At 68.0% G+C, this 25,098-nt stretch carries 25 protein-coding genes and 1 pseudogene; 10 read left to right on the top strand and 16 right to left on the bottom strand.

Features of this window, described 5'->3' with window-relative positions:
- Positions 1-2: 2 nt before the first annotated feature.
- Positions 3-1,160, bottom strand: a complete 1,158-nt coding sequence (locus tag ACKOB8_RS13080; protein WP_526377903.1) for a zinc-binding dehydrogenase — start codon at positions 1,158-1,160, stop codon at positions 3-5.
- Between the two features lie 18 nt (positions 1,161-1,178).
- Positions 1,179-1,886 (bottom strand): SHOCT domain-containing protein, encoded by a 708-nt coding sequence (locus tag ACKOB8_RS13075; protein WP_526377901.1) that lies wholly within the window; start codon positions 1,884-1,886, stop codon positions 1,179-1,181.
- Positions 1,887-1,977: 91 nt separating this feature from the next.
- Here ACKOB8_RS13075 and ACKOB8_RS13070 point away from each other — a divergent pair, with 91 nt between their 5' ends.
- Positions 1,978-2,214, top strand: a complete 237-nt coding sequence (locus ACKOB8_RS13070; RefSeq protein WP_526377899.1) for a DUF1049 domain-containing protein — start codon at positions 1,978-1,980, stop codon at positions 2,212-2,214.
- Between the two features lie 9 nt (positions 2,215-2,223).
- Here the strand turns inward: ACKOB8_RS13070 and ACKOB8_RS13065 are convergent, their stop codons facing one another.
- The 8 genes from ACKOB8_RS13065 to crtI are packed head-to-tail and all read right to left on the bottom strand — an operon-like array spanning position 2,224 to position 9,747.
- On the bottom strand, positions 2,224-3,252 hold the full coding sequence (locus ACKOB8_RS13065) for an NAD(P)H-dependent amine dehydrogenase family protein (RefSeq protein ID WP_526377968.1): 1,029 nt from the start codon (positions 3,250-3,252) through the stop codon (positions 2,224-2,226).
- A 52-nt stretch (positions 3,253-3,304) separates the two neighbouring features.
- A complete protein-coding gene (locus ACKOB8_RS13060; protein WP_526377897.1) occupies positions 3,305-4,303 on the bottom strand; it encodes a DUF5914 domain-containing protein in 999 nt (332 codons plus the stop codon).
- Positions 4,303-5,865 (bottom strand): FAD-dependent oxidoreductase, encoded by a 1,563-nt coding sequence (locus ACKOB8_RS13055; protein WP_526377895.1) that lies wholly within the window; start codon positions 5,863-5,865, stop codon positions 4,303-4,305. Before ACKOB8_RS13055 ends, ACKOB8_RS13060 begins: the two co-directional genes overlap by 1 nt.
- Positions 5,862-6,587, bottom strand: a complete 726-nt coding sequence (locus tag ACKOB8_RS13050; RefSeq protein ID WP_526377893.1) for a class I SAM-dependent methyltransferase — start codon at positions 6,585-6,587, stop codon at positions 5,862-5,864. The genes ACKOB8_RS13055 and ACKOB8_RS13050 overlap by 4 nt, the downstream gene beginning before the upstream one ends.
- Positions 6,587-6,925, bottom strand: a complete 339-nt coding sequence (locus ACKOB8_RS13045; RefSeq protein WP_526377891.1) for a lycopene cyclase domain-containing protein — start codon at positions 6,923-6,925, stop codon at positions 6,587-6,589. Before ACKOB8_RS13045 ends, ACKOB8_RS13050 begins: the two co-directional genes overlap by 1 nt.
- Positions 6,922-7,269 carry a lycopene cyclase domain-containing protein gene (locus ACKOB8_RS13040; RefSeq protein ID WP_526377966.1) on the bottom strand — a complete coding sequence of 116 codons (348 nt, stop codon included), beginning with the start codon at positions 7,267-7,269 and terminating at the stop codon, positions 6,922-6,924. The genes ACKOB8_RS13045 and ACKOB8_RS13040 overlap by 4 nt, the downstream gene beginning before the upstream one ends.
- 19 nt (positions 7,270-7,288) lie before the next feature.
- Positions 7,289-8,227 carry a phytoene/squalene synthase family protein gene (locus ACKOB8_RS13035; RefSeq protein ID WP_526377889.1) on the bottom strand — a complete coding sequence of 313 codons (939 nt, stop codon included), beginning with the start codon at positions 8,225-8,227 and terminating at the stop codon, positions 7,289-7,291.
- A complete protein-coding gene (crtI, locus tag ACKOB8_RS13030; protein ID WP_526377887.1) occupies positions 8,224-9,747 on the bottom strand; it encodes a phytoene desaturase family protein in 1,524 nt (507 codons plus the stop codon). Before crtI ends, ACKOB8_RS13035 begins: the two co-directional genes overlap by 4 nt.
- Before the next feature lie 197 nt (positions 9,748-9,944).
- Between crtI and ACKOB8_RS13025 the strand changes: the two genes are divergently transcribed.
- Entirely contained in the window at positions 9,945-10,685 is a 741-nt protein-coding gene (locus ACKOB8_RS13025; protein WP_526377885.1) for an SDR family NAD(P)-dependent oxidoreductase, read from the top strand.
- Here ACKOB8_RS13025 and ACKOB8_RS13020 read toward each other — a convergent pair.
- Both ACKOB8_RS13020 and ACKOB8_RS13015 read right to left on the bottom strand, forming a co-directional pair.
- A complete protein-coding gene (locus tag ACKOB8_RS13020; RefSeq protein WP_526377883.1) occupies positions 10,682-11,152 on the bottom strand; it encodes an SRPBCC family protein in 471 nt (156 codons plus the stop codon). The two genes, ACKOB8_RS13025 and ACKOB8_RS13020, sit on opposite strands and share 4 nt — an antisense overlap.
- 20 nt (positions 11,153-11,172) lie before the next feature.
- Positions 11,173-11,535 (bottom strand): DUF732 domain-containing protein, encoded by a 363-nt coding sequence (locus ACKOB8_RS13015; RefSeq protein WP_526377881.1) that lies wholly within the window; start codon positions 11,533-11,535, stop codon positions 11,173-11,175.
- Between the two features lie 82 nt (positions 11,536-11,617).
- Here ACKOB8_RS13015 and ACKOB8_RS13010 point away from each other — a divergent pair, with 82 nt between their 5' ends.
- From ACKOB8_RS13010 to ACKOB8_RS12990, 5 genes are all read left to right on the top strand, one after another.
- Positions 11,618-14,578 carry an MMPL/RND family transporter gene (locus ACKOB8_RS13010; RefSeq protein WP_526377879.1) on the top strand — a complete coding sequence of 987 codons (2,961 nt, stop codon included), beginning with the start codon at positions 11,618-11,620 and terminating at the stop codon, positions 14,576-14,578.
- Positions 14,575-15,006 carry a DUF5078 domain-containing protein gene (locus tag ACKOB8_RS13005; protein WP_526377877.1) on the top strand — a complete coding sequence of 144 codons (432 nt, stop codon included), beginning with the start codon at positions 14,575-14,577 and terminating at the stop codon, positions 15,004-15,006. Before ACKOB8_RS13010 ends, ACKOB8_RS13005 begins: the two co-directional genes overlap by 4 nt.
- On the top strand, positions 15,003-15,404 hold the full coding sequence (locus ACKOB8_RS13000; RefSeq protein WP_526377875.1) for a nuclear transport factor 2 family protein: 402 nt from the start codon (positions 15,003-15,005) through the stop codon (positions 15,402-15,404). The genes ACKOB8_RS13005 and ACKOB8_RS13000 overlap by 4 nt, the downstream gene beginning before the upstream one ends.
- A gap of 162 nt (positions 15,405-15,566) precedes the next feature.
- Positions 15,567-17,180 (top strand): DUF4185 domain-containing protein, encoded by a 1,614-nt coding sequence (locus tag ACKOB8_RS12995; RefSeq protein ID WP_526377873.1) that lies wholly within the window; start codon positions 15,567-15,569, stop codon positions 17,178-17,180.
- Between the two features lie 10 nt (positions 17,181-17,190).
- Entirely contained in the window at positions 17,191-18,378 is a 1,188-nt protein-coding gene (locus ACKOB8_RS12990) for an esterase-like activity of phytase family protein (protein ID WP_526377871.1), read from the top strand.
- Between the two features lie 2 nt (positions 18,379-18,380).
- Here the strand turns inward: ACKOB8_RS12990 and ACKOB8_RS12985 are convergent.
- Both ACKOB8_RS12985 and cax read right to left on the bottom strand, forming a co-directional pair.
- Positions 18,381-19,118 (bottom strand): annotated as a pseudogene (locus tag ACKOB8_RS12985) (GmrSD restriction endonuclease domain-containing protein); the annotation flags it as partial.
- Positions 19,084-20,229, bottom strand: a complete 1,146-nt coding sequence (gene cax / locus ACKOB8_RS12980; RefSeq protein WP_526377869.1) for a calcium/proton exchanger — start codon at positions 20,227-20,229, stop codon at positions 19,084-19,086. The gene cax and the pseudogene ACKOB8_RS12985, both read right to left, overlap by 35 nt.
- Before the next feature lie 104 nt (positions 20,230-20,333).
- Here cax and ACKOB8_RS12975 point away from each other — a divergent pair, with 104 nt between their 5' ends.
- Positions 20,334-21,398, top strand: coding sequence for a TIGR03617 family F420-dependent LLM class oxidoreductase (locus tag ACKOB8_RS12975; RefSeq protein WP_526377867.1), 1,065 nt, complete (start codon positions 20,334-20,336; stop codon positions 21,396-21,398).
- Here the strand turns inward: ACKOB8_RS12975 and ACKOB8_RS12970 are convergent.
- Positions 21,326-22,024: a mycothiol-dependent nitroreductase Rv2466c family protein gene (locus ACKOB8_RS12970; RefSeq protein WP_526377964.1), complete on the bottom strand. Its 699-nt coding sequence runs from the start codon at positions 22,022-22,024 to the stop codon at positions 21,326-21,328. The two genes, ACKOB8_RS12975 and ACKOB8_RS12970, sit on opposite strands and share 73 nt — an antisense overlap.
- 128 nt (positions 22,025-22,152) lie before the next feature.
- Between ACKOB8_RS12970 and ACKOB8_RS12965 the strand changes: the two genes are divergently transcribed.
- The gene (locus ACKOB8_RS12965; RefSeq protein WP_526377865.1) at positions 22,153-23,388 is read left to right on the top strand and encodes a cation:proton antiporter; all 1,236 of its coding nucleotides are present in this window, start codon (positions 22,153-22,155) and stop codon (positions 23,386-23,388) included.
- On the opposite strand, the gene ACKOB8_RS12960 is transcribed toward ACKOB8_RS12965, so the two are convergent.
- On the bottom strand, positions 23,370-24,326 hold the full coding sequence (locus ACKOB8_RS12960) for an ornithine cyclodeaminase family protein (RefSeq protein WP_526377863.1): 957 nt from the start codon (positions 24,324-24,326) through the stop codon (positions 23,370-23,372). The genes ACKOB8_RS12965 and ACKOB8_RS12960 overlap by 19 nt on opposite strands.
- Positions 24,327-24,437: 111 nt before the next feature.
- On the opposite strand from ACKOB8_RS12960, the gene ACKOB8_RS12955 reads away from it, so the two are divergent.
- On the top strand, positions 24,438-25,098 hold a 661-nt coding region (locus tag ACKOB8_RS12955), incomplete at its 3' end, for a cadherin-like domain-containing protein (RefSeq protein ID WP_526377861.1).

Below are 25,098 nucleotides of genomic sequence, written 5' to 3'. Positions count from 1 at the left end.
GACTAGGGCGATACCGCCGAGCTGCGCGGGTCGATCAGGATCTTCGCGTGCTTCTCCGGATCACCCAGTGCCTCGAAGGCCGCGGTCACACCGCCCAGACCGACCGTACCGGTGACCAGCGCGGAGACGTCGACCTTCCCGTCGGCCAGCATCCGCAGGCTGTCGTGGAACTCCAGCGGGGTGTAGCCGAACACGAAGCGCAGATCCAGTTCCTTGCCGATGGCCATCGTGGGCCGGAACTGGTCGGTACCCATGCACACCCCGACGACCACGACCCGGGCGTTCAGCGGCGCGGCGGCCATCACCCCGTCGATCATGCCGGGCACGCCGACGCACTCGAAGATCACCGGTCGCTTCGGCGACGCCGCGCCCAGGGCGTCCGCTGCGCGGTAGACGTGCGACCAGCCGGGCAACCGGCGAAGCTTGCCCATCGAGGACAGTGCCAGCTCATAGAGCGTGGGCGCCTCGGTGATCGTCCCCTTGCCGACGACATAGTCGTAGGGTGACTCGACCCCCGGGTCGACGACCACGTCCGCGCCGCAGCGCCGGGCCAGCTCACGGCGCCCCGGCGAGAAGTCGCTGGCGACGATGGTGGCGACGCCGAGGGCCTTGAGCTGGCAGATCACCGCCAGCCCGACCGGGCCGCAGCCGATCACCAGGGCGGTGTCCTTCTTGGCGACCTCGCTGCGGCGTACGGCGTGCAGGGCCACCGCCATCGGCTCGGTCAGGGCGGCGGTCTGGGCGGAAAGCCCGTTAGGCACCGGGAAGGTCAGCGACGCCTCGACCAGCACCCGTTCGGCGTACCCGCCCGGCGCCAGCGGCGAGAGTCCGGTCAGGTGGGTGCCGCCGCGGGCTCGCACCAGCGGGAAGGCGACGACGGTCATCCCCTCGCGCAGGTTCTTCGGGCTCCTGGTTCCCCGCTCGGTGATCACCCCGGCGAATTCGTGGCCCAGCACCGTCGGGGTGTCGGCGCGCATGAAGTCCGGGTAGCCCATCGTGGCCATCACGTCGGTGAGTTCATCCGCATGGTCCTTGGCGTGCAGGTCGGATCCGCAGATGCCGCAGGCCCGCACGTCGAGAACGAGCTGGCCGTCGGCGGGGCGGGGGTCGGGCAGATCGACGACGGACAGGGTCCCGCGCTCGCAGCTGACAGCCTTCATAGCTGGCAGTCTAGGTCCTCAGCGGCCGTCCAGGATCCGGCGCTTCTCCTCCTCGAACTCCCGCTCGGTGAGGGCACCCGAATCGCGAAGCGCGGCAATTGTCTTGAGCTGCTCCAGCCGGACACCCTGATCGGTCGGGGTGTAGGGGTCAGCCGGCGGAGCGGAGTCCGCGGGAGCCCCGCTCGGGCCGGATCGGCTGCGCTTGCGGCGGAACCACCACACGGCGATGACCAGATCGACGCTGATGATCGACAGCGCGACGAACACCCACATCAGGCCGGTGATGCGCGTGTCGGCCCCGCTGCCGAGAGCCAGCCGGGGATCGACGTAGCCGCTGACCGGCCCGTCGACACTGATGCGGTAGCGGCCCTCGGCGGGGACCTGCATCACCCACACCCGACGGTGGGCATCGTCATTGACCGACACGGTCGCGCCGAGATCCTCGGTCACCTCCGGATCGGCGCCACCCTCCGGCGGGGTGATGCTCATCCTCAGCGGGGGCACGGTCAGACCGCGTCCGCCGTAATTCTTGATGTGGAAACTGGCGAGCACCTCGCCGGCCGGCAACCCGATGGTTCCCGAACCCGGGATCGGCACCTCGCCGTAGGCGCCGTACCTGTCACCGAAGACACCGGCCACCGCCGTCGTGATCAGACCGCCGACCGAGAACACCGCGACAATGCTCAGCACGAGCATCACGATGCGGGAGGCGCCGCGCGGTTTCATGTGCCGCATTCTGGCACGGCCCCGGGCGCGCCACCCCGTCGAGAACGAACTCGCCGATTAAGGTCCCGTGAGATCACCCGAGGAGGTCTCCATGTCTGCTGACGAGCCCGGCCGGCCCGCCGGAAGTCGTGTCACCCGGTTCGCTCTGCGCCACTGGGCGGCGGTCGCCCTGGTCGCTGTGACAGCCGTCTTCATCGGCCAGAACCGGGACCGACAGCAGGTGCGGATCCTGTGGATCACCGTGGAGTCGCCGGTCTGGCTGCTGCTGACCGCGATGCTGGTGATCGGCGTGATCGTGGGGCTGTTGCTGCGTCGCGGCCGACGATAGCGTCGCGGCTCAGCGGATCGTGCCGCGACCCGGGATCAGCGGCAGATCCAGCGGCGTGACCCAGCCCGGCGCCAAGTCGTTGACCGCGGGCACCGCGTTGAGCGCGCGCAGCCCCGTCGCCAGGCAACCGGCAGTGGCGGGGTCGCGCCGCGAACCGTCGGTGAAGCGGAACGCGGTCTCCTGGAAGATGCTCGGGGTGCCTTCGATGTCGACTCGGTAGACGTCGTCGCGCTCGCCGGACGGCCAGTCCGGCGCGGCGTCATGGCCGATGCGGTTGACGTGCTCGAGCTGGATGCGGGTCTCGCCCTGAAACACCCCGTTGATGGTGAAGCGCACCGCGGCCACCCGGCCGGGTTCGATGGCCCCCTTGACGGTCTGGCGCCGCACCGGGGTGACCCACTTGTCCCAGGTGGTCGTGATCTGATCGAGTTCGATCCCGGCGGCTGCGGCGATCATCGGCACGGTCGCACCCCAGGCGAACACCAGAATGTCGGAGTTCTCCAAAAGCGGGCGGTATTCCGGCTCGCGGCCGATCCCCATCTCGAACTCGTAGTCACCCTCGTAGTTGGTGTAGTCGAGCAATTCGGAGGCACGCACCCGGCGGACTTCCGAACACAGACCCATCAGCGTCATCGGGAACAGGTCGTTGGCGAATCCGGGGTCGATGCCGGTGGTGAAACAGGACGCACCACCGGCCTCGCAGGCGGCGGTGATGGGCTCGATCCAGTTCGGCGGGTTCAGGTGCATCTTGGGCCACACCCACGGGGTCATCGCCGTGGAGCAGACGTCGATACCGGCTCGCAGGAACCGGCCGATCAGGTCGATGTTGGCGTCGGCGTGAGCGGCGGTGGGTCCGTAGTGCACCAGCGCATCGGGCTTGCAGGCGATCAGCGCGTCGACGTCGTCGGTGGCGATGACGCCGGAGGGCTCGGCCAGGCCGCAGATCTCCGCCGCGTCGAGACCGACCTTGTCCGGATTGTGCACACCAACCCCGACGAGGGTGAACTCGGGATGGCGGAGGATCTCGGGGATCACCATCCGGCCGACAAATCCCGTTCCGTAGACGACGACACGCTTAGGATCGGACACCTCAGCGCCCTCCCCTGGTGCGCAGCAGGTATCGGCGCTCGGCGTAGACGAGGTCGTCACGCCACAGGCGTGCGGCGGCGATCCTCATCAGCGGCTGGATCAGCGGGGCGGCACGCAGGAACTGACGGAAGCCGTCACGGTCGGATTGGGCGATCACCGCCTCGATGACCGCGGTCCGCGGCCGGCCGTCCGCGCCCGGCCCCAGCGGAGTGGCGTGGGTCTCCACCACGCTGCCCTCCCCCTCGCCGTCGACGATTTGCATGACGACGGTGCGCGGCTCGGGCACGGTGAACTCGGCGATCACGGGCACGCCGAGGCGTCCCATGTGGAAGGTGACCGCCGTCTGAAATCTGTCGGACTGCTCGTCGGCGTCGACCGGCGGCGCACTGAGCACCTTGAGCTGGGCGAACGAGTACGGGTGGAACCACGCCCCGTGCCAGGGGTCCAGCCGGTTGGCGATCACGTCTTCGGGCTCGCAGACGCCGTCGAGCCGGGTGACCGCCGCCAGTCGCCGACCGGCGGGCCGGACCGGAAGGACCGGGGCATCCAGCGGATCCTCACCGCCGACTTTGTCCAGCCGCACCCACACCAGAACACCGTCATCGTGACCGGGCAACGGCTTCCAGCCGAACTCACGGCCACCGTCCAGACGTAACCCGTGCCAGGGACAGATCAACCCGCCGCAGTCGACCGTGCCGGTGGCCAAGTCGGCTCCCAGGTGCGGACAGGAGCGCGGACCGACACGCAGGCCGCCGCCGGTGTCACGCCAGGCGACGATCTCGACACCGGCGACGGTCGCGCCGAACGGGCGGTCTTTGCGTACGTCGGTGCTGGCCGCGAAGACGTACCAGTTACCGCTTCGACGGCGCTGTCCGCGCCGCAGAGCGGCGTCGATGATCGCCGGTTCGGCCTGATGGAAGGTGGGTTGCTGGTGTGACCAGGGAATCTTCGGAAGCACCTGCAGGGGATTGTGTTCGTCCACCCACGCCCACAGACCCATCAGCGCGCTCCTCTCCCGGCCAGCCGTCGCAGTACCGGCGACCGCCCACGCACCGGCACTGTGTGGAGTGTGTGTCCGGCGATCCCCCAGCCGGCCAGCAGCCGGTTAGCCGCCGACCATCCGGTGGTCGCGGCCCGTTCCATCAGAGCCACCGGCAAGTCGATGCGGATGCAGTCTCCAGCGAGCACCAGACCCGGCACCGGGGTGTCGATCGTCGGCCGCTGGGCGAAGGAGCCCGGCGAGAACAGCGGGAAGTCCTGTTTGTACTGGACGCGTTCGGCAACGATGCCGGCGCGCGCGGTCTCCGGATAGATCTCATGGAGCCGGTCGAGCATCTTCCCGCGCAGGCCCTCGAACGGCGGCAGCTCGTTGACATCGTAGGCATGAACCTCGAGCACCGACCCGCCCCGGGCCCGGGCCCACTGGGCGGCCTCACTCTCGTAGTTGCTGACCACGCTGACATTGTCGATCGGCTCCAGCCCTCCGGTGCCCAGAAACGGCGCCCGGTCCGCAGCCACCGGTGCGTCGAGCCAGAGCCGCTGCACCACGAACGGTGGCGCCACCTGCAGGGCGGCCACCCGTTGCCGCCAGCTGCGGTCACCGATCTCCGGCGAATCGGCAATGATGCGCTGCAGACCCGGCACATTGGCAGCCAGGACGACGCCGTCGGCGTCGATGACCCCGCCGTCATCGGATCGCACCCGAAACCTGCCCGTCCCCGCGGGTTCGATCGACTCGACCGATACCCCGGTGCGGAACTGCACGCCCAGTCCCCGCAGATAGTCCCCCAGCGGATTCCACAGCGCGGTGTCGAAGTTCGACGCCGCGACGTCGAAGGTCAGCCCCTCACTGGAACCCAGGAAGTAGATGTGGAACATCGCCGCCAGCTCGGCCGCCGATAGCTGCTCGGGTGATGCGAAGAAGCTGCGGGCGAAGACTTCGAACGCCAGGTGGCGGGCGGCGGCGGGGACGTTGATATCCGTCAGAAGGGCGTCGGAGTCTTTGTCGTCAAGCAGGTCGTAGATCCCGGGAATGCTGACCGCGAGAAGCGGGGCCACGTATTTCATCCGCACCCTGAGCAGATCCCGCACCCGGAAGGTGGGACTGCGCATCGCGAAGAAGGCGGCGTTCCAGGGCGGAGTCTTCGGCAACCCGCGGAAGGTGTCGCGGCGGCCCTGACCATCGAGCAGCGGATAGTCCTCGACCGCCCGCAGCCCCGAGAGCGACGGGTCACTGCGGCGAAGCAGTGCCCGCAGGTTGTAGTACTGCCGGAAGAAGGCGTGGAAGCCGCGGTTGTTGGCCAGCTCGGTACCGGCCAGGGGGCCGCTCTCGACGCGTTCGGTCCAGCCGGCCACCCGGCCGCCGAGACTGTCCTCGCGTTCGATCACGTCGACCGTGATGCCGCGCTCGATGAGACCGGCCGCCGCGGCAAGCCCGGCGATGCCCGCTCCGACCACGACGACGTGCGGCGGCGCGCCAGGAAGAGCACTGGCGTGGGGAAGGCCGGCCGGGGCGGGGTGGACGACCCTGCGCGGGTCGGTCTTCGCTGTGACCCGCGTCATCGGGGCGCGTCCCCGAGGAAGGTGTGCACGATATTGCGCTGCCACCCGGGCATGGTCTCGCTGTGCACCCCGGTGAATCCGGCCGCGACCAGACGCCGCTGGAACGCCGCAGCCCCGTCGAAGGTGTTCACGCTGCTCCAGAGATGCCGGTAGAGCGTGACGTCGCGGGTCTGCCACCACCCGGCCGGCATGATGATGCCCCAGCACACCGCGTTCCACACCGCTGTCGCCGCCTTCGAGTCACGAACCGAGTATTCATGGATCGCCAGTATGCCGCCAGGTCGGAGCACCTCGCGGAACCGGCGCAACTGGGCGTCGGGCTCGGCCACGTTGCGCAGCAGGTAGGCGGCGAGGATCCCGTCGAACGGGCCGTCGACACCGGCCTCGGCGAGGTCCTCGACGGCGGAGTGCACGAACCGCACCGAGTCCGGCCAGGACTTCGCGGCGGCGCGCTCCAGCATGCCCGCGGACGCGTCGACGGCGACGATCTCAGCGTGCGGCGCCGCCTCCAGCAGGGCTGCCGTCGAGGCGCCGGTCCCGCATCCGGCGTCGAGCAGACGAAGACCCCGCCCGCCGCCGGCCAGCCTCATCCGCCGGGCGGAGATTCGCAGGTGGTCGTGATAGCCGGGGTTGGCTCCGACGAGCCGGTCGTAGGCCTGGGCACCGACGTCGAACGCCGCCGGGACGGCAGCCCTGGGCAGTCCCCCGGGACCCGGACGCACTAGGAATCTCCGCTCGACGCGACCGCGGCCGACCGCTTCTGGCCCTGCTTCTCCCAGAGCATCAGCACGGCGGTCACCAGAGCCCAGCCGAAGAGAAAATCCTCGACCGGGATGTCCCACGGGAAGCGCAGGCCCGAGGTGTGCTGCTCGTTGTAGATGACGATCGGCGCGGAAAGCTTGGTCAGCCAGCCATCGACGGGGATCTGGAACCCCAGCACGATCACCATGGAAATCCAGTAGGTCCGTTTGCGGAACAGACCGGTGTGCAGGAATCGCTCCATCACGCAGACCACGACGACCGCGACGATCGCCGGCAGCGTGTAGCCCAAACCGATCATGGGCTGCTCCGCTGAACCGGCCGGTCGCGTTTTCGCCGGGATGCCCCCAATATCGCGCTGACGGCCGAGTACGTGAGCAGGCCGCACAGCGGGATGACGATGAAGAACAGCAGTTCCTCCAACGGCATGAAGGGCACGTCGATTCCGCTGACGTAACGCGGGTTGTAGCGCCAGACCCCGGCGACGATCGCCACGACGTCCCAGATCAGAAAGACGACCAGCACCGGCGTCAGCGCACGCAGCAGCCGCAGCGGCTGGCGGTAGACGCCGTCGCCGAAGAATTCCAGCGGCAGGGTGACCAGTAGGCACCCGCCCAGCACGAGCAGGTACTGCCACTTGTCCATTGCGTCCACCCCGACCACCCTAGGCGGAGCCGGGCGCCCGCCTGACACGCCTGGCCCGGATCAGTCCGGTCGCGAAAACGTGCAGGCGCCGGCCGACCCCGACCTTGGCCCGCGTGCTGAACACCTCGAAGTCGATGGCCTCGATGCGGTCGAGGATCTCCGAGTACAGGGTGAATGCGGCGGTCACGCAGGGCCGTGACTGCGGGGCCAGCATCGCGATTCCCTTGTGCGCTTGGCGGTAGATCCGCCGAGTGATCTCGTGCTGAGCAGCGAGGGCCTGGCGGACCCGGGGGTCGGTGCGCCGGTTGGTCTGACACCAGGTCAACAGGTCGCGATCCACCCCGAAGGCAGCAAGTTCGTCGGCGGGCAGGTAGACGCGATTGCGCTGGAGATCCTCGCTGATGTCGCGCAGGAAGTTGGTCAGCTGGAACGCCTGCCCCAGCGCCTCGGCGTAGGGCTCGGCGTCACCGACCGGCCCGACCGTGCCGAGGATCGGCAGCATCTGCAATCCGATCACCTCGGCGGATCCCCGCATGTAGCGGTTGAGCGCGGGACGGTCGGGATAGTCGGTCACGCTCAGGTCCATGCGCATCGAGGTCAGGAAGTCGTCGAACAAGTTCAGCGGTATCCGGTAGGTGCGTGCGGTGTGCAGCACGGCGGGCAGGACCGGCTCCCCGGAATCGGCGTCGGCGCCCTCGAAGAACTTCGCGGCCAGTGCGCTGAGTCGGGCCTCGCGTTCGGCCGTCGTGGCCTGCGAGTGCAGGTCGTCGAGGATGTCGTCGGCGTAGCGGGCGAATCCGTACAGGGCGTGCACCGCCGGGCGCTGGGAGGGCGCCAGCAGGCGGGTGGCCAGGAAGTAGGTCCGCCCGTGCTGGGCGTTGAGCCTGCGGCAATACCGGTAGGACTCACGTAGCCGGGCGTCGCTGATCCCGGCCGCGTCGAGTTCGGTATTGATCACGCCCCGACCTGCCTCGTGCCGAGGACGGTGCGGGCCGACTGCGGCCCGACCCCGGTGACCCGGTCAGCCGCCAGGCGGCCCGACAACAGCGCGGTCGGAACCCCGACGCCGGGCACGGTCGAGGACCCGGCCAGCACCGCGTTGTCCACACCCCGAACCAGATTGGACGGCCGGAACGGGCCGGTCTGGGCGAAGGTGTGGGCGAGAGCGAACGGCGTGCCGGCCAGCATGCCCTGACGCGCCCAGTCGGCGGGCGTCACGACGTCGAGGATGTCAGCACCCCGATCCAGCCCGGGAAGCAGTCTCTCGGCCGCGGTGGCCAGCACCTGTTCGGCGTACGCGTCGCCGTCGGCGGCCCAGTTGACCTTGCCCGACTCGAGGTTGGGCGCCGGCGCCAGCACGTAGAGCAGGTCGCGGCCGGGGGGAGCCAGCGTCGGGTCTCCCGCGGTGGGCACGGTGACCAGCAGGGACGGATCGGTCATCAGGATGCCGTCGCCGATGATCTCATCGAAGGTCTTCGCCCACTGGCGGCCGAAGCTGATGTTGTGGTGCAGCAGCGCTGACCCGACGGCCGGCACGCCGACGTGCATGACAACGGCCGACGGCGCGGGCCGGACCTTGACCGGTCGGCGCGGACTGCGGCCGAGCAGCTGATAGGTCAGCGGCAGCTCAGTCGTGAGAACCACGGCGTCGCAGGCGATCCGGTCACCGGAGTCGGTGCGTACCGCGGTGACGCGCGAACCGGACCGCTCGAGGCCCGTCACCGATGTGCGGTAGCGGAACTGCACACCGGCCGCGGTCGCGGCGGCCGCGATCGCCTCGGGCACCGCCCGCATGCCTCCGCGCGGGAAGTACACGCCCGCCACGGTGTCCATGTAGGCGATCACCGCGTACGCGGCCAGCGCCCGCTGCGGCGGGACGCCCGCGTAGAGGGCCTGGAAGGTGAAGATCCGCAGCAGCCGCTCGTCGGTGATGAAACGGCGGACCATTCGCTCCCAGCCGCGGAACCCTCCGATGGCAGCCAGCTTGGCCAGCTGCGGGGTGAGCAGCGACAGGGGTGAGGAGAAGTTGGCCGCGATGAAGCCGTCGAACTCCAGTCGGTACAACTCGGTCAGCCAGTCGCGCAACCGCAGATAGCCGGCGGCCTGATCGGGACCGGCGAAGTCCTCGATCGCCGCCGTCATGGCCGCGGCGTCAGAGCGAACATCGAGATGGCTGCCGTCGGCGAACGAGGCGCGGTAGGCGGGGTCGACCTTCATCAACTCGAGGTAGTCGCCCATGTTCGCGCCGACGGCGTTGAAGGACTCCTCGATGATGTCGGGCATGGTGAGGACGGTCGGGCCGGTGTCGATCCGATAGCCGCGGATGTCCGCCTGGCCCATCCGGCCGCCCGGGAATCCGTAACGCTCCACCACGGTGACCGCCCGGCCGCGCCCGGCCAGATGCGTCGCCGCCGCGAGTCCGGAAAGCCCCGCACCCACCACCACGACATGGTCGGTGGGGCCCGGGAGGCTCCGCATCATCGGCTCCGCATCTGTTGGACGTACTGCCGCCAGGTCACCGGCATACTCTCGGCCGGGACTGCTACGTGTGCCTCTATTCAAGCCGACGACCGGCCGGGGTGCCCGAGGGGGCGGGTCTTGGTCACCCACGCGTAATGATTGGTCCACCCGTGTGGCCCCCTGGCGCAACGGACGCGACGACGAGAGGCGATGTGATGGACGAACTGGCCGGCAAAGTGGCGCTGGTGACCGGGGCCTCCTCGGGTCTCGGGGCCGCCGTCGCACAGGAGTTCGCCCGGCGCGGGGCGGCGGTTTTCGGCATCGCCCGCGACGCCGACCGGATGGCCGCGGTGTTCGAGGCGGTTCCGGGCGGATCCTTCGGGTCGTTCGACATCACCAGCCCGGCGGCGTGCCGGGACGCGGTCGCGTCGTGTGTCCGGCATTTCGGCAGGCTCGACGTCCTGGTCAACGCGGCGGGTTTCCACCAGATGCGGCACTTCGCCGAGGTGACCGACGACGACTGGGCCTACGACCTCGCGGCCAACCTGACCGGTCCGTTCCTGCTCAGCCGCGCCGCCCTCCCGCAACTGCTGGAGGCGGGCGGCAACATCGTCAACGTCGCCTCGATCGCCGGACTGGAGGGCGAGGTCTACTCGGCCGGCTACTGCGCCGCCAAGCACGGGCTGATCGGACTGACCCGGGCCCTGGCCGTGGAGTTCACCAAGGAACGCCTGCGGGTCAACGCGGTGTGCCCCGGCGGGATGCTGACGCCGCAGGTGACCGACTTCGCCGCACCGCCCGATGCCGACTTCTCGCTCATCATGCGCATCGCCGCACCGCGCGGACTGATGAACCCTGCCGACGTGGCCGCGGTGATCGCGTTTCTGGCCAGCGACCGGGCCGCCGCCGTACACGGCGCGATCTACACCGTGGACTGCGGCAAGACCGCCGGCTAATCGCCGCGCCGGCCGGCCCCGAGCGTCTCGAAATGCCGCCTGACACCGGCCAGCATCACCAGATGCGCGCCGACCGCCCGCCGGGTGACGACGCCCAGCACGGGGCGCGGGGCGCTGATGCGCAGATACTCCTTGAGCCGGGTGCCGGCCGGGATCGGCTCGAAGGCGATGACAGCCTCCAGGCGCACCGTGGGAACCGGATGCGCCTCGGCGGTCACCGCCCCGGCGACCGGAACCCGCAGGCTGACGGTGTAGCGCAGCGGGACGGTGAGGAACCCCCAGCTGATCGGATCCGAAACGCGTAGCTCCCGGTCGCCGGTCCCGTCCGCCTCGGTGCGCGCAACCGCGCGCAGCGACACCTGCGGGTGCAGGGTCGCGATGTTGGCCGGATCGACGCAGTACTCCCGAACGGCATCAGGTGGGGCCGGCACGCTCTCGGACAGGGTGCGTTCGGCGTGGCCGATCACCTACCGTGACCTGCCCTGACCTACTGGGTTGCCGCGCGCTGCAGCACACCCACCTGATCCGGGCAGTAGGTGCCGATGGCGGCCCCCAGGAACTGGATGGCCTGCTCCGACGTGGTCCCCCGGGCGAGGTTGCGCGAGATGAAGGTCGATGAGGCGTACGCGTCCCCGTCCAGGCCCCGGGCCAGGCGCTTGCAGGTGATCTTGCCCAGCCACGCGTTGTAGTCCCGCGGGCCGTAGATGCCGAAGCCGTGCAGCTGGTCGGCGAAGGCGGTGTCCGGGTCGGCCTGCGCCGGAGCAGCCGACACAAACACCGACACGGGCACCGCCGCAAGCGCGGCGACCAGGGCCGCTGCGCGCGCCGCGGTTCTGCTGCGGGAGGTCATGGGCGTGATTGTAGGCCGATCGCTGCCGATAGGTTAAGTAGGCTAACCTCTTGGTCAGAGTGTCCACCGTCGGGGAAAGTCCATGCGAAGACTGACGAGGCGCGCGACTCCGCCGCTGGGCGTCGCCACGCCGGTGACCGAGAACACCGCGCGCAATCGCCACGTCGGCGCCCATCCGGCAATCCCGAGGTTCATCCGGCTTTTCTCGGTGCCGATTCTGCTGTTCTGGCTCGCCCTGGTGGTGATCGTCAACGTCGCGATTCCCCAGCTGGAGATCGTCGGTCAGCAGCACTCGGTGTCGCTGGCCCCCGACGACGCACCGTCACTGCAGGCTATGAAGCAGGTCGGCCAGGTGTTCGACGAATTCGACTCCAACAGCTCGGCCATGATCCTGCTGGAGGGCGACAAGCCGCTGGGTGCCGAAGCACACGAGTACTACGACCGGCTGATCACCAAACTCCGGGCGGACACCCGCCACGTCCAGCACATCCAGGATTTCTGGGGCGATCCGCTGACCGCCTCGGGCGCCCAGAGCGCCGACGGCAAGGCGGCCTACGTCCAGATCTACCTCGCGGGCAACCAGGGCGAGTCCTTGGCCGGCGAGTCGGTCCAATCGGTCCGTGACACCGTCGCCAGCCTGCCCGCCCCGGCCGGTGTCACCGTCTACGTCACCGGTCCCGCCGCGATGACCTACGACCAGCAGCACGCCGGCGACAAAGGCGTCCACCTGATCACAGCGGTGACCATCGTCGTCATCTTCGCCATGCTCATGCTGGTCTACCGCTCGATCGTCACCACGATGCTCGTGCTGGTGACGGTCTTCATCCAATTGGCCGCCGCGCGGGGAATCGTCGCCTTCCTCGGGCACTACAACCTCATCGGTCTGTCGACCTTCGCGGTGAACCTGCTGACCACGATGGCGATCGCCGCCGCCACCGACTACGCGATCTTCATTCTCGGCCGCTATCACGAGGCTCGATTGGCCGGCGAAGACCGGGAAACCGCGTTCTACACCATGTACCACGGCACCGCGCACGTCATCCTCGGGTCGGGCCTGACGATTGCCGGCGCGACCTTCTGCCTGCACTTCACCCGGCTGCCGTACTTCGCCAGTCTCGGTATTCCGCTGGCGGTCGGCATGCTCGTGGCGGTCGTTGCTGCCCTGACCATGGCGCCTGCGCTGCTGACCGTCGCCAGTCACTTCGGACTTTTCGAGCCGAAGCGCTTGATGAAGACCCGCGGCTGGCGTCGGGTGGGCACGGCCGTCGTGCGCTGGCCCGGCCCGATCCTGATCGGGTCCACCGCGCTGGCCCTGGTCGGACTGCTCGCCCTGCCCACCTACGTCACCAGCTACAACGACCGGGCCTACCTACCCGCGGACATCCCGGCCAACGTCGGCTACGCGGCCGCGGACCGGCATTTCCCGCAGGCCCGGCTGAACCCTGAACTGCTGCTCATCGAGACCGACCAGGATCTGCGTAACTCAGCGGACATGCTCGTGATCGACAAGATCGCCAAGAATGTCTTCCGCATCCCCGGTGTCGGTCGGGTGCAGGCGATCACCCGACCAGAGGGAACCCCGATCGAGCACACGTCGATCCCGTTCATCATCAGCATGTCCGGCGCAACCCAGACGCTCAACATGTCCTACATGCAGGACCGCATGAAAGACATGCTGAAAATGGGCGACGAGATGCAGACGACGATCAACCTGATGGAAAAGATGTACGGGCTCATGCAAGAGCTGACAGGTACGACCCACAACATGGTCACCAAGACCAAGGAAATGGTCGCCACCACCCAGGAGTTGCGCGACAGCATCGCGAATTTCGACGACTTCTTCCGCCCGATTCGTAATTACTTCTATTGGGAACCGCACTGTTTCGACATTCCCGTCTGCTTCGCCCTGCGTTCGGTGTTCGACAGCATCGACGGGATCGACATGCTCAGCGACGACCTCGGGGCCGTGGTCGTCGATATGAACAGACTCGACGAGCTGATGCCGCAGATGCTCACGGTGATGCCACCGATGATCGCGAACATGAAGACCATGCGGACCATGATGCTGACGATGCAGTCCACCATGGGCGGCCTGCAGGACCAGATGCAGGCGATGCAGGAAAACGCGAACGCGATGGGCAAAGCCTTCGACGCGTCGAAGAACGACGACTCGTTCTACCTTCCGCCTGAGGTCTTCGAGAACGAGGAGTTCAAGCGGGGGATGAAGATGTTCATCTCGCCGGATGGGAAATCAGCGCGGTTCATCATCTCCCACGAACGGGACCCGACCTCGCCGGAGGGCCTTGCCCTGATCGACAAGATCAAGAACGCCGCCTTCGAGGCGATCAAGGGGACACCACTGGAGGGTTCGAAGGTGTACCTCGGCGGCACGGCGTCGGCCTACAAAGACATGCAGCACGGCGCAAACTATGACCTGCTGATCGCCGGGCTGGCATCCCTGTGTCTGATTTTCATCATCATGCTGATCCTGACCCGAAGCGTGATCGCCGCCGCCGTCATCGTCGGAACCGTTGCGCTTTCGCTGGGCACCTCCTTCGGTCTCTCCGTGCTCATCTGGCAGCACATCTTCAACATCCCGCTGCACTGGATGGTGCTCGCGATGTCGGTCATCATCCTGTTGGCGGTCGGCTCGGACTACAACCTGCTTCTGGTTTCCCGGTTCAAGGAGGAAATCCACGCGGGGATCAACACCGGGATCATCCGGTCGATGGCCGGCACCGGCTCGGTGGTGACATCGGCCGGGCTGGTCTTCGCCTTCACGATGGCGTCGATGCTGGTGAGTGATCTTCGGGTCGCCGGTCAGGTGGGCTCCACCATCGCTCTCGGCCTGCTGTTCGACACCCTGGTCGTCAGGTCGTTCATGACCCCGTCCATCGCCGCGCTGTTGGGACGGTGGTTCTGGTGGCCGCAGATCGTCCGGCCCCGGCCGGTGCCCCAGCCCTGGCCCACGCCCGCAGACACCAGACCTCGTGAGTCCGAACAACTGGCGATGAGCGCAAGCGCGCAAGGAGGCCAAGGATGAAACATCGACTCGTGGCACTGGTCATGGCCGGCGCGGCGTTACTGCCGGTGGCCAACGCGCACGCCGATGCCACCGACGACTACCCGATCCCGCGCAGGATGATCCAGACCGGCTGCACGGCCGAGCAGATCATGGCGGCCGCGCGCGACGTCGAACCGATCTACTACGAGCGCTACATGATCGACTACAACAATCATTCGCCCGACATCCAGCAGGCGACCCGGGACAAGATGCACTGGTTCTACTCGCTGACCCCCGAAGCCCGCCGGGCCTACTCCGAGGAAATGGCGACCAACGTCGCCGATCCGCTGACGCTGGCCTGGCCGAATCACGCGAAGCTGTTCTTCAACAACAAGGGTGTCGCCGCCCGGACCACGGACGTCTGCGCGGGCTACCCCCCCGATGACATGTCCGTCTGGGTCTGGTGAGCCAGCCGGCCGACATCCCGCCGGTGATTCAGCGGTGGCTGCGGGTCGTTGACGATGCCGACACCACCGAGCTCGACGCCATTCTGGACGAGGATGCGGTCTTCTACTCGCCGGCGGTTTTCACCCCTCAGCGCGGCAGGGAACTGACCGCGGCCTACCTTCGGGCCGCCGCTCGGATGTTCGCCGGCACCGATTTCCACTACGTCGAGAAGTGGTTCGGGCCGCAGTCGGCGGTGCTGGCATTCTGCGCCACCGTGGACGGGCTCTCGGTGGAGGGAATCGACATGATCCACTGGAACGAGCAGGACCGGATCGTGTCGGTCAAGGTGATGATCCGGCCGTTCAAAGCCCTGCAGACGGTCATCGGCACGATGGCGTCGATGCTTGCCGGACCCTGACCTGCTCAGGTCACGGTCTGGCCGCTGACTGGCCGCTGACTGGCCGCTGACTGGCCCAGTGTGACTGCTGTGAGTAAAGTGATCGGTACCGTGCCGGCCGCGGGGGTTTGCTGGCGATAGCGACACGGCGAGGGCCACACAGCGCAGTGGACGGGAGATGCTATGGGTTCGGTGCGAGGGTTCGCGGTGGCACTGGGTGTGGGCGCGGCGATGGTCACCGGCGGAGCCGTCGCCTGGGCCGACGCCGGGGACACACCCGCCTCCGAGACGGCCGGACCGTCGGCGTCCAGCGGGCCGGACGCCTCCGCGCCGGCGGCCGCCAACCCGGGAACCGCCCCCGCTCGGTCCGCCGGCCGGGCCGCCCGGAGCGCCCCGGTGACCCGAGTGAAGGCGTCACCCCGAGTCGACGACGCGGCGGCGGCCTCCCGGACAGCCTCGCCGCGTGGCTCGTCACCGGAGGCCCCGGTCGAGCTGACGGCAGCGTGGGCGGCGGCGGCCTGGACTCGCCGCGATCAGCCGCGATCCACGCTGCGCTCCTTGGTCCCGCCGATGCCGACTGCCGCGGTCACCCAACCCAACACCTTGTCCTCGAGTCCGATCGGCTGGGTCACCGGCCAGTCGAACAAGGCCTACCCGGGCGCGACGTGGCCGCAGACCAACAACACCAAGAGTTTCGGTGTCTACGGAACCGACCTCGGGATCATGTGGTTCAACGGCGTGAACGACTACACCCAGCTGGCGTTCGGCGACACTTTCAGCGCGCCGAACATGACCGGGGACTGGCGATCCAACGTCCTTCTGCTCAGCGACGACACCAACCTGACCGATGGCCTGACCCTGATCCCCACCGGCTACGCCTACCAATTCATTCCGGCCGCACGCAACGAGGTGTTCTTCATCGGCTCTGAGGTCACCAACATCCCGACCGCCGCCGCCTATGTCAACGGCGAAAACTACGTCAACTACATGTCGGTCAAGTCCTGGGACACCCCGGGACGGTGGACAACCAACTACTCGGCGATCTCGATGTATGACACCGAAGCTCGCAAGTGGGTGCTGCAGCGTTCGACCGTGCGCTCGGCGGGCTGGTTCCGTTCATCGGCCCCCTACGTCGCCGGAGGACAGAACTTCCAGCAGATGGCCTACGTGCTCGAACCGGAGAGCAAAGTGACCCCCGGGGAATCCCGCTACCTGTACGCCTTCGGTACCCCGGCGGGCCGGGCCGGGTCGGCTTTCCTGTCCCGGGTCCCCGAGACCGCCGTCACCGACCTGGCGCAGTACGAGTACTGGGACGGCAAGGCCTGGGTACTCAACAAGCCGGCAGTGGCCGCAGAGGTACTCGGGGATTCCACCCACTCCGCCGGGATACTGGGTTTCATCGTCGACATCGCCAACGACCCGAACTTCTTCGGCGGCTGGTTCGCCGGGCTGACCGGCGCCAAAACCGGCGGCAACGTCAGCGAGATGTCGGTGCAGTACAACGAGTTCCTCGACAAGTACGTCGTTCTCTACGGGAACGGTCTCAACAACGTCGTGCTGCGCACCGCGGACACCCCCGAGGGTCCCTGGTCGAATCCGGTCACCATCGCGACGTCGATTCAGTATCCGGGTCTCTACGCGCCGATGATCCATCCCCTGTCGGGTACCGGCCAACTCGTCGACAACGCCGGCGACCCGGATCGCAACAACCTGTACTGGAACATGTCGCTGTGGGGTAACTACAACGTCGCCCTGATGAAGACCGACCTGAGCCTGCTCAGCGCGACGCTGGTCTGATCACCGGGCCGTGAGCAAGGACCGCTGCCCCCGACGCGGTCTGGGCGCTCTGCTGTTCGGTCTGGGTCTCGGGGCGGCGGTCGCCGCCGCGAGTCCGGCGGCGGCCGACGCCGAGACCGCCACCAGCCCCGCGACCACCCCCGCGACTGCCCGCATCTCACCGGCGCCCGGCCCGGCCGGCGCCGGGCCGAAAGTGGTCAAACCCGCACGCTGGACGTCGCGCGCTCTGCCCGACCGGCGAGCGGCGGTGGCCGCCCGGCCGGGCGTCACGATCACCCGGTCCGGACAAAGTCCCGTCACGCTCAGCAGCGGGCGCACCGGAGCGGCTGAACTCAGCGGCATCACCTACGCCGACGGCACCACCTTCTACGCGGTCGCAGACAACGGCGCGGGCTCGATCTGGCAGCTCTACGCCTCCAATGCCAGGGACGGGCGGATCCGGTCGGCGTTGGTCGACTCGGCAATCCGCGCACCCGCCATCGGTCCCGACGCGGAGGGAATCGCGCTCAATCCGGGCCGGGATCGAGTCTGGATCGCCGAGGAATCCTCATCGACGATCTCCGAGTTCAGCCTGGTCTCCGGCGAGAAAGTCGGCTCCGTCGCGGTCCCGGCGATCTACCGACCGGCGAACGTCCAGGACAACCGGGGCCTGGAGGCGCTGTCCTACGGGGCGGGAACGCTCTGGACGGCCAACGAGGAGGCCCTGCGGCCGGACGGCCCGCTTGCCACGACCGCGGCGGGAAGCTGGGTGAGGCTGCAGGCGTTCAGCGGCCCCGACCTTGCCCCGCACGCCCAATACGGCTACCGCACCGATCCGATTTCGGTGATGTCACCGTTCGTCTCCGTCGAGCGGAGCGGTCTGGTGGACCTGGTGGCACTGCCCGGTGGCGAAGTCCTCGCGCTGGAGCGGGAACTGGGCGGATTCATCCCGCTGTTCCGCTCCCGCATCTATCTGCTCGACTTCGCCGGCGCCACCGACGTCTCCGAGTTGCCGAGCCTCGCCGACGCCGGCTTCACGCCGGTCGCCAAGACCCTGCTGTGGCAGGGCTACTTCGCCTTCATCAACTTCGAGGGCATCACGCTCGCCACCGACCTGAGCGGCTCCCCCCTGCTGATGCTGATCTCCGACGACGGCGGCGGCGAGCTCGGCCAGCGCCAAGTGCTGTCCAGCCTGCTGCTTCGGACTCCGGACGGCTAGGGCGTCGGCGGTGGCGCGCAATCGTCGAGGACCCGCGCGATCGCATCGTGCTCCGCCTGCGTCACCCACAGCCCGTAGGCGAATTTGGTCTCGATGATCCGCGCGACGAAGACGCATCGGTAGGACTTGTTGGGCGGTAGCCACGTCGCCGCGTCGCTGTCACCCTTCTGCTGGTTGACCCACCCGAGGGTGGCCTGAAGGTTGATCGGATCGTTCGCGAAGTTTCGCCGCTGCATCGGATCCCACGCCTGAGCACCCTTCTGCCAAGCGTCCGACAGTGCCACGACATGGTCGATCTGCACCTCGTCGGAGGTGTCCCGACCGCGTTGGAAGCCGACGGTGGTGCCGGTGTAGGGATCGTTGAGGACACCGCGGAGAACCGCGCAACCGTTCGACCCGGGCTTGATCACGACATCGACAAGATCGCGGCGGAGGATGTCGTTTCGGGTGTCGCAGCCGTTTCGACCACCCGGTACAGCGACGTCATCGGTCCAACGTTCACCGAACTGAGCGCGGTCATAGCCGGTCTTGGGCGCCCGTCCCTTGATCAGCAGACCGTCCAGCTTTGCCCGAATATCGGCTGCCGGGTCGGCCACCGCACCCGGCGCGCACAGCACCGAGCCCCACAGCAGCGCCGCGCAGGCGACACCGACGACACGCCCCAATGAACCGAACACTGCCCCTCCCCTGACGGCTGGCGCGCGCCTAGCCCCACCAGAACGATGTGGCGATAGCGGCATAGAGGGCGATCAGTGCCGCACCCTCGAACCAGTTCGATTCTCCGTCGAAGGTGACCAGCACGGCAACCAGCGCTGACATCACCATCGCCGCCAGCAGTAACGGGGAGAGCACCAAATCGAAGCCGGGCTGACCGAGCAGGCCCGCGGCCAGGCAGACAATCGGCGCGACCGTGAGCGCGACCTGGACCGGCGACTGCAGGATCACCTGGACGCCGTAGTCCATCTGGTTCCTGGCGGCCAGCTGGATGCCGACGACGTTTTCGACCGCATTGCCGGCAATGGCCACAATCACCAGACCCGCGAACACCTCATTGATCCCCATCGCATCCATCGCGGGCTGCAGCGCGGCGACGAACCACTCGGAGACGAATGCCGCGGCGATCCCCGCAGCGGCCAACATGCCGATCGCCATCGCCAGCGGCCACTCACCGTGCTGGGCCGCCCTGCTCGCTGCGGCGGCGGAATCGGGACTGGCCGCGATGGGCGACGACCGTTGGGACTGAGCGGAACCCACGGCGTCGGAGCCACCCCTGGACAGGGTCGCCGGCAGCGACAGGACGAAGAGCGCCAGCATGACGACCGACACCACGACCGAGACCGTCCGCTCATGGGACTCGGCAGGTGTGTGCAGCGCTGCGGTCAGCGACGGAATCGCGAGGATGAACACGGCGAGCGTGAGCATCAGTCCCAGGGTTCGCACGTCATCGGCGGCGAAACGCTGCCGGCCGTGCTTGACTCCGCCGACGACGAAGGCCAGGCCCAGAATGAGCAGCACGTTGGCCAGTATCGAGCCGACAAGCGTGGCCTTGACCACGCCGAACAGTCCGGCCTTGAGCGCGAAGAGGATGACGAAAAGCTCCGGGAGATTACCCAGGGCGGACTGCAGCACCCCGGTCGCACTGGGCCCCAGACGATCTCCCAGGGCCTCCACCGAGCGACCGACCAGCGAGGCCAGGGTGGCCAGTGCGACAGCCGCCACCGTGAAGGCGACCACGGCGCCGGCGTGGGCGAAGTGCAGTGCGCCCGCGCCCGCCGCGGCCATCACGGTGACGGTCAGCATGATGCGGTCGCGCCGGGTCAGCAGCGGCAGCGACGGTGCGGTCTCGGCCATCCTCTGCGAACTCCTTGTCAGGCTGGGGTGTGGCCGAGTTTCCCAGAACAGCGGCACTCCTGGAGGTGATTCGAATGCGTAGGCGCGCCGCGTAGTGTTGCGCTGTGCAGGTCGACGCGATGACGGTGCCGCAACCGCTGAGCCAGATCGGTGATCTCTCCCGACAAACCCAGCAGGCCGGTTTCGCCGGATTGCTTTTCACCGAGACGGGCCGCACCGCGTATCTCAGCGCCGCGGTGGCGTCCCAGGCGGCGCCTGGCCTGGCCCTGTCGACCGGTGTCGCGGTTGCCTTCCCGCGCAGCCCGTTCGTCACCGCGGCCACCGCCTGGGAGCTTGCGCAGGCAACCGACGGCCGCTTCCGGTTGGGTTTGGGCACCCAGGTCAGAACGCATGTGGTTCGCCGCTACGGAGTAGCGTTCGATCACCCGGGTCCGCGGTTGCGCGACTACGTACTGGCCGTCAAGGCGTGCTTCACCGCGTTCCGATCCGGAACACTCGATCACCACGGCGAGTTCTACCAACTCGACTTCATCACCCCGCAGTGGAGCCCGGGCGCGATCGACGCCCCCGACCCGAAGATCGATGTCGCCGCCGTCAATCCGTGGATGCTGCGGATGGCCGGCGAGGTGGCCGACGGCGTGCATGTCCACCCGATCGGCGATCCCGGATACCTGCGCCGCCACGTGCTGCCCGGCATTGCCGAGGGTGCGGCCAGAGCCGGGCGTTCGACTTCCGAGATCGACGTCATCGTTCCGGTCATGACGATCGTGGGAGACACCGACGAGGAGCGCCACACCGAACGCGAACTGGTCAGGGCCAGTATGAGCTTCTACGGCAGCACTCCGAATTACGCCTTCATCTGGGACGAAGCCGGTTTCGAGGGAACCACCGCCCGAATCCGGGAACGGCAGAAGGCAGGCGATTTCGCGGGTATGGCGGCGCAGATCAGCGACGAGCACATCGCCGCCTTCGCCACCGAGTCGACCTGGGAGGGACTGCCCGAGGCGCTGATCGACAAGTACGCGGGGGTCGCCGACCGCATCGTGCTCTACGGGGCCCTGTCCAACGCCCTGTCGGCCCCCGAACGCGTCGAGCGCTACGGCGAGGTTGCGTCGAAAGTGATGACCTCGCCCCGATTGATCGAGACCCAGTCCCGCGCCTCGAGGTAGGGGCGGAAGGCGTCGACGATCAGCTGCTCATCGGTGTGCGTCTTCGGCCGCTGGATCTCGTAGAGATACGGGAACTCGGTCCAGGCGATCACGGCATCCCAGAGCCGCAGCGCCGCGGGGCCGGTCGGCGGGTCGATGAGCACCGGACCGAACAGACATTGACCGTCGGGAAAGAACAGTGTCGGGACCCCGTAACCCGCCGCATCGACCACCCGCCGGTGGTCGGCCATGACCTCCTCATTCGTGGTCGGATCGGCGATCGCCGCGTCGACCAGATCGGGGTCGAAGCCCAATTCGCCGAGCAGGTGGCGGGCGACTGACCTCTCGTGCGGCTTGTGGCCCTCCTCGTGCAGCGCCCGGCCGGCGCGCTCGTACCAGGCGTCGACGTCGGACATCGACCCCCGGCGCAGCAGCGCTCCGATGCGCATCATCGACCACCCGTAGGACCATTCCCGCTCCCACGGGTGTTTTTTGCCCTCGACCCGGTTGATCTCCTCGAGGCTGAAGAAGCGCCAATTCACCTGGAGTCCGGTCTGATCGCGGACTTCGCGGATCCACTTCGAGGTTTGGTAGGCATAGGGGCACATCACGTCGAAGTGGAAATCGACGGATTCGGGACGCGACATCACGCCTTCAACCCTAGACCTGCGGACCCTGCGGGCAGCGTGTTGGGCCGAACCACACCGCGACGCCCCGCGACGGTGCACCATGGGCGAGACATTCCCGGCATCGCGACAGACATCCTGGAGTTCCGATGGTCCTTGTTCTGGCGTTCGGCATCGTGTTGCTGATCAGCGTTTCGCTGTCCGGCGTCGCGGCCCGCACGGTGTTCTCCACCGCTCTGCTGTGCCTGTCGATAGGCGCCCTCATCGGTCCCGGCGGACTGGGCTTCATCCCGCTGACCGCCCAGGATGACATCGTCTCCGTCCTCGCCGACATCGCGATGTTCACGGTGCTGTTCACCGACGGTCAGCGCGCCAACATTCGCGCGCTGCGGGACAACTGGCGGCTTTCCGGCCGCGCCCTGGGACTGGGCATGCCGCTGACGATGATCGGCATCGCCATTCCGGCGCACTACCTCGCGCAACTCGACTGGCCCACGTCGCTGTTGCTCGGGGCGATACTCTCGCCCACCGACCCGGTATTCGCCTCAGCGCTGGTGGGACGTCCGGATGTGCCGCTTCGGCTGCGCCGTCTGCTCAACGTCGAATCCGGACTGAACGACGGCCTGGCACTGCCCTTCGTGCTGATCTTCCTCGCCATGGCCAAACATGAGGACTCGCATCTGGGGATCGTCTTGCTGGAACTGCTGCTCGGCGTGGTGATCGGGGCGGCGATCGCCGCGATCGTGGCCCTGGCCTGGCGCAGCCGGTACCTCACCGCAGAACCTCACCTGCAGCCGCTGGGGCCCTTGGCCATCGCGGTGGTGGTCTACGCGGTCTGCCACCTCACCGAGGCCAATCCCTACCTGGCGGCGTTCGCCGCCGGCTCGACGCTGGCCACCATGGATCATGTCGCCGTCGAGCATTTCGAGCCGTTCGGCGATCTTCTCTCCGAGATCACCAAATTCGCCGCGCTGCTGGTGTTCGGGACACTGATCACCCCCGAGCGCATCTCCCACCTGGACTGGTCGGACTGGTTCCTCGCGATCGTGGCAATCATCGTGGTGCGTCCGGCGTCGATGCTCATATCGCTGATCCGAACACCCATGCCGCGAGCGGAACGGCTGACGGCGGCGTGGTTCGGGCCGAAGGGATTCGCATCGGTGGTCTACGGATTGCTTGTGCTGCGAGCCGAGATTCCTGAAGGGGAACGAATCTTCGATCTGATCGCGATCACCATCGCGCTATCGATCGCCCTGCACTCCTCCACCGACGTGCTGATCGCCCGACGACTGCGGGTTGATCCACCCGACCACCTACCGAGCGGTCACGCCGACACGCCCGAGCTGGAAGAGCCAGTGAAGCCGGCTCACGGAAACTCGATGTAGCGGCCCGCCCCGGTCGCGACGGCGCGATCGAGAACCAGCGCACTCAAGGCGACATCGTCCATGGCGATGCCCATATTCAGGAACATCCGCCGCCCGGTGAGGGGCACCTCGTACTTGCCGGCGACGACGGTGGCCAGGTCGACGTCAGGTTTGGGCAGCCCGAAGAAGTACAGGTCGTCGGCGACCGAGCCGTACTGGCCGAGATCGTCGACGCAGTAGACGGCGGCGTTGTGGAAGGCCGGCGGTGCCATCGCGTCGTCGTAGTCGACCGGCAGCAGCAGCGCATCGGGATCGGTGTTGGCGCAATCCACTTTCGGCTCCAGCGGCGCGGTGATCGTGGTGATCACCAGATCGGCGCCGTTGAGCGCATCGGTCGGTGAATCGGCGATCCTGGTGACCCGATCGCCGGCCATCCCGAGCAGCCGCTTGGCCTTGGCCTCGCCGCGGTCATAGGCGGTCACGTGGGTCAGCTCGGGGTGAACCTCGAGCGCGACCTCCAGGTGCCGGCGGCCCTGCACCCCGCAGCCGACGATCGCCAGGTGGCGCGGCTCGCCGGGAACATTGCGCATCGTGACCCCGGAGACACCCGGTGTGCGCATCTCGGTGATCCAGCCGCCGTCGAGCAACGCCACCGGCCGGCCGGTCTCGGCATCGTTCATGATCATCACGCCGTAGATGTAGGGCAGACCCTTGGCATTGTTCTGCTCGTAGCCCGCGACCCATTTCAGACCGATCCGGTCACTTCCGCCCAGATAGGCCGGCATCGCGTGGATGAACGCGTCCTCCCGAGAGCTGACCTTGGGCTTGGGCGGGTTCTGCACCAGCCCCTGGGCCTTCTGCCGGAAGGCGTCCTCGAGCACGTCGACGATTTCCGCCCAGCCCAACCCGAGGCCCTCGAGGTCGGCGCGGTTGAGCACCAGCATCTGATTGTCGGTCATGCAGAGAACCGTAGCGGTGCTCCGGCCGACGCTGTCCTCGACCGCACCGACCGCGCCCTGAGTGTGCCTATGATGGGCTCCGAGCAAACGGTCCACGAGGGGGTGCCCAGCGTGACTTCCCCACCGGCGTGCCGCCGCGGCGCGGGAGTGATCGTCGCCCTTGGCCTGGGTGCCGCGGTATCCGCGAGCCTTCCCGCCACCGCCGCAGCGCTGCCGGTGGACCACACCCCGGGCCAATCAGCGAACACCGATCAGGCCGTCCCGGCCCAGCCCGGTCGCGCCGGCGTCGCGCTTGGCGCGCCGGCCCGGCAGCCGGCTCGCGCGGCCGCCATCCGGGCCGCGCGCCGGACCCCCTCCGCTCCCGCTGCGAATGACACGGCCCCCACCGGCCACGCGGGTATCTCCCGCCGGGCCCCGGTCCCCCCGGCGCGCACCTCGGCTGCCCAGTCGTCGGGGTTGCTCGGTCAGCTGGCGGTGCTGTTGAACAACCAGACCCCCCGGATGAGCCCCACCCAGACCGCGCAAAGTCCCGCCGGGGTGGTCACCGGCGCACTCAACGCCGTCGACCCCGACAGCCCGCAACTGCGCTTCACCGTGACCGCCGAACCCGACCGGGGCAGCGCGGCGGTCACCGCCGACGGCACCTGGACCTACACCCCCGACCCGGCGCTCGCCGCCACCGGGGTCACCGACACCTTCGAGGTCCAGGTCAGCGACGCCCCCAGCGGATTCGCCATCCACGGCCTGCCCGGACTGCTGCACCTGCTCAGCT

The organism is Mycobacterium sp. (genome assembly GCF_046091765.1).
Lineage (GTDB): Bacteria > Actinomycetota > Actinomycetes > Mycobacteriales > Mycobacteriaceae > Mycobacterium.
Note: the sequence above shows the minus strand (reverse complement) of the source record. Positions and strands in the feature narration are given on the sequence as shown.

What these genes read in the sequence shown, in the direction of transcription:
- ACKOB8_RS13080 (WP_526377903.1), bottom strand. Translation starts at nt 1,160, where the DNA reads ATGAAGGCTGTCAGCTGCGAGCGCGGGACCCTGTCCGTCGTCGATCTG.
- ACKOB8_RS13075 (WP_526377901.1), bottom strand. Translation starts at nt 1,886, where the DNA reads ATGAAACCGCGCGGCGCCTCCCGCATCGTGATGCTCGTGCTGAGCATT.
- ACKOB8_RS13070 (WP_526377899.1), top strand. Translation starts at nt 1,978, where the DNA reads ATGTCTGCTGACGAGCCCGGCCGGCCCGCCGGAAGTCGTGTCACCCGG.
- ACKOB8_RS13065 (WP_526377968.1), bottom strand. Translation starts at nt 3,252, where the DNA reads ATGGTGATCCCCGAGATCCTCCGCCATCCCGAGTTCACCCTCGTCGGG.
- ACKOB8_RS13060 (WP_526377897.1), bottom strand. Translation starts at nt 4,303, where the DNA reads ATGGGTCTGTGGGCGTGGGTGGACGAACACAATCCCCTGCAGGTGCTT.
- ACKOB8_RS13055 (WP_526377895.1), bottom strand. Translation starts at nt 5,865, where the DNA reads ATGACGCGGGTCACAGCGAAGACCGACCCGCGCAGGGTCGTCCACCCC.
- ACKOB8_RS13045 (WP_526377891.1), bottom strand. Translation starts at nt 6,925, where the DNA reads ATGATCGGTTTGGGCTACACGCTGCCGGCGATCGTCGCGGTCGTCGTG.
- ACKOB8_RS13040 (WP_526377966.1), bottom strand. Translation starts at nt 7,269, where the DNA reads ATGGACAAGTGGCAGTACCTGCTCGTGCTGGGCGGGTGCCTACTGGTC.
- crtI (WP_526377887.1), bottom strand. Translation starts at nt 9,747, where the DNA reads ATGCGGAGCCTCCCGGGCCCCACCGACCATGTCGTGGTGGTGGGTGCG.
- ACKOB8_RS13025 (WP_526377885.1), top strand. Translation starts at nt 9,945, where the DNA reads ATGGACGAACTGGCCGGCAAAGTGGCGCTGGTGACCGGGGCCTCCTCG.
- ACKOB8_RS13015 (WP_526377881.1), bottom strand. Translation starts at nt 11,535, where the DNA reads ATGACCTCCCGCAGCAGAACCGCGGCGCGCGCAGCGGCCCTGGTCGCC.
- ACKOB8_RS13010 (WP_526377879.1), top strand. Translation starts at nt 11,618, where the DNA reads ATGCGAAGACTGACGAGGCGCGCGACTCCGCCGCTGGGCGTCGCCACG.
- ACKOB8_RS13005 (WP_526377877.1), top strand. Translation starts at nt 14,575, where the DNA reads ATGAAACATCGACTCGTGGCACTGGTCATGGCCGGCGCGGCGTTACTG.
- ACKOB8_RS12995 (WP_526377873.1), top strand. Translation starts at nt 15,567, where the DNA reads ATGGGTTCGGTGCGAGGGTTCGCGGTGGCACTGGGTGTGGGCGCGGCG.
- cax (WP_526377869.1), bottom strand. Translation starts at nt 20,229, where the DNA reads ATGGCCGAGACCGCACCGTCGCTGCCGCTGCTGACCCGGCGCGACCGC.
- ACKOB8_RS12970 (WP_526377964.1), bottom strand. Translation starts at nt 22,024, where the DNA reads ATGTCGCGTCCCGAATCCGTCGATTTCCACTTCGACGTGATGTGCCCC.
- ACKOB8_RS12965 (WP_526377865.1), top strand. Translation starts at nt 22,153, where the DNA reads ATGGTCCTTGTTCTGGCGTTCGGCATCGTGTTGCTGATCAGCGTTTCG.
- ACKOB8_RS12960 (WP_526377863.1), bottom strand. Translation starts at nt 24,326, where the DNA reads ATGACCGACAATCAGATGCTGGTGCTCAACCGCGCCGACCTCGAGGGC.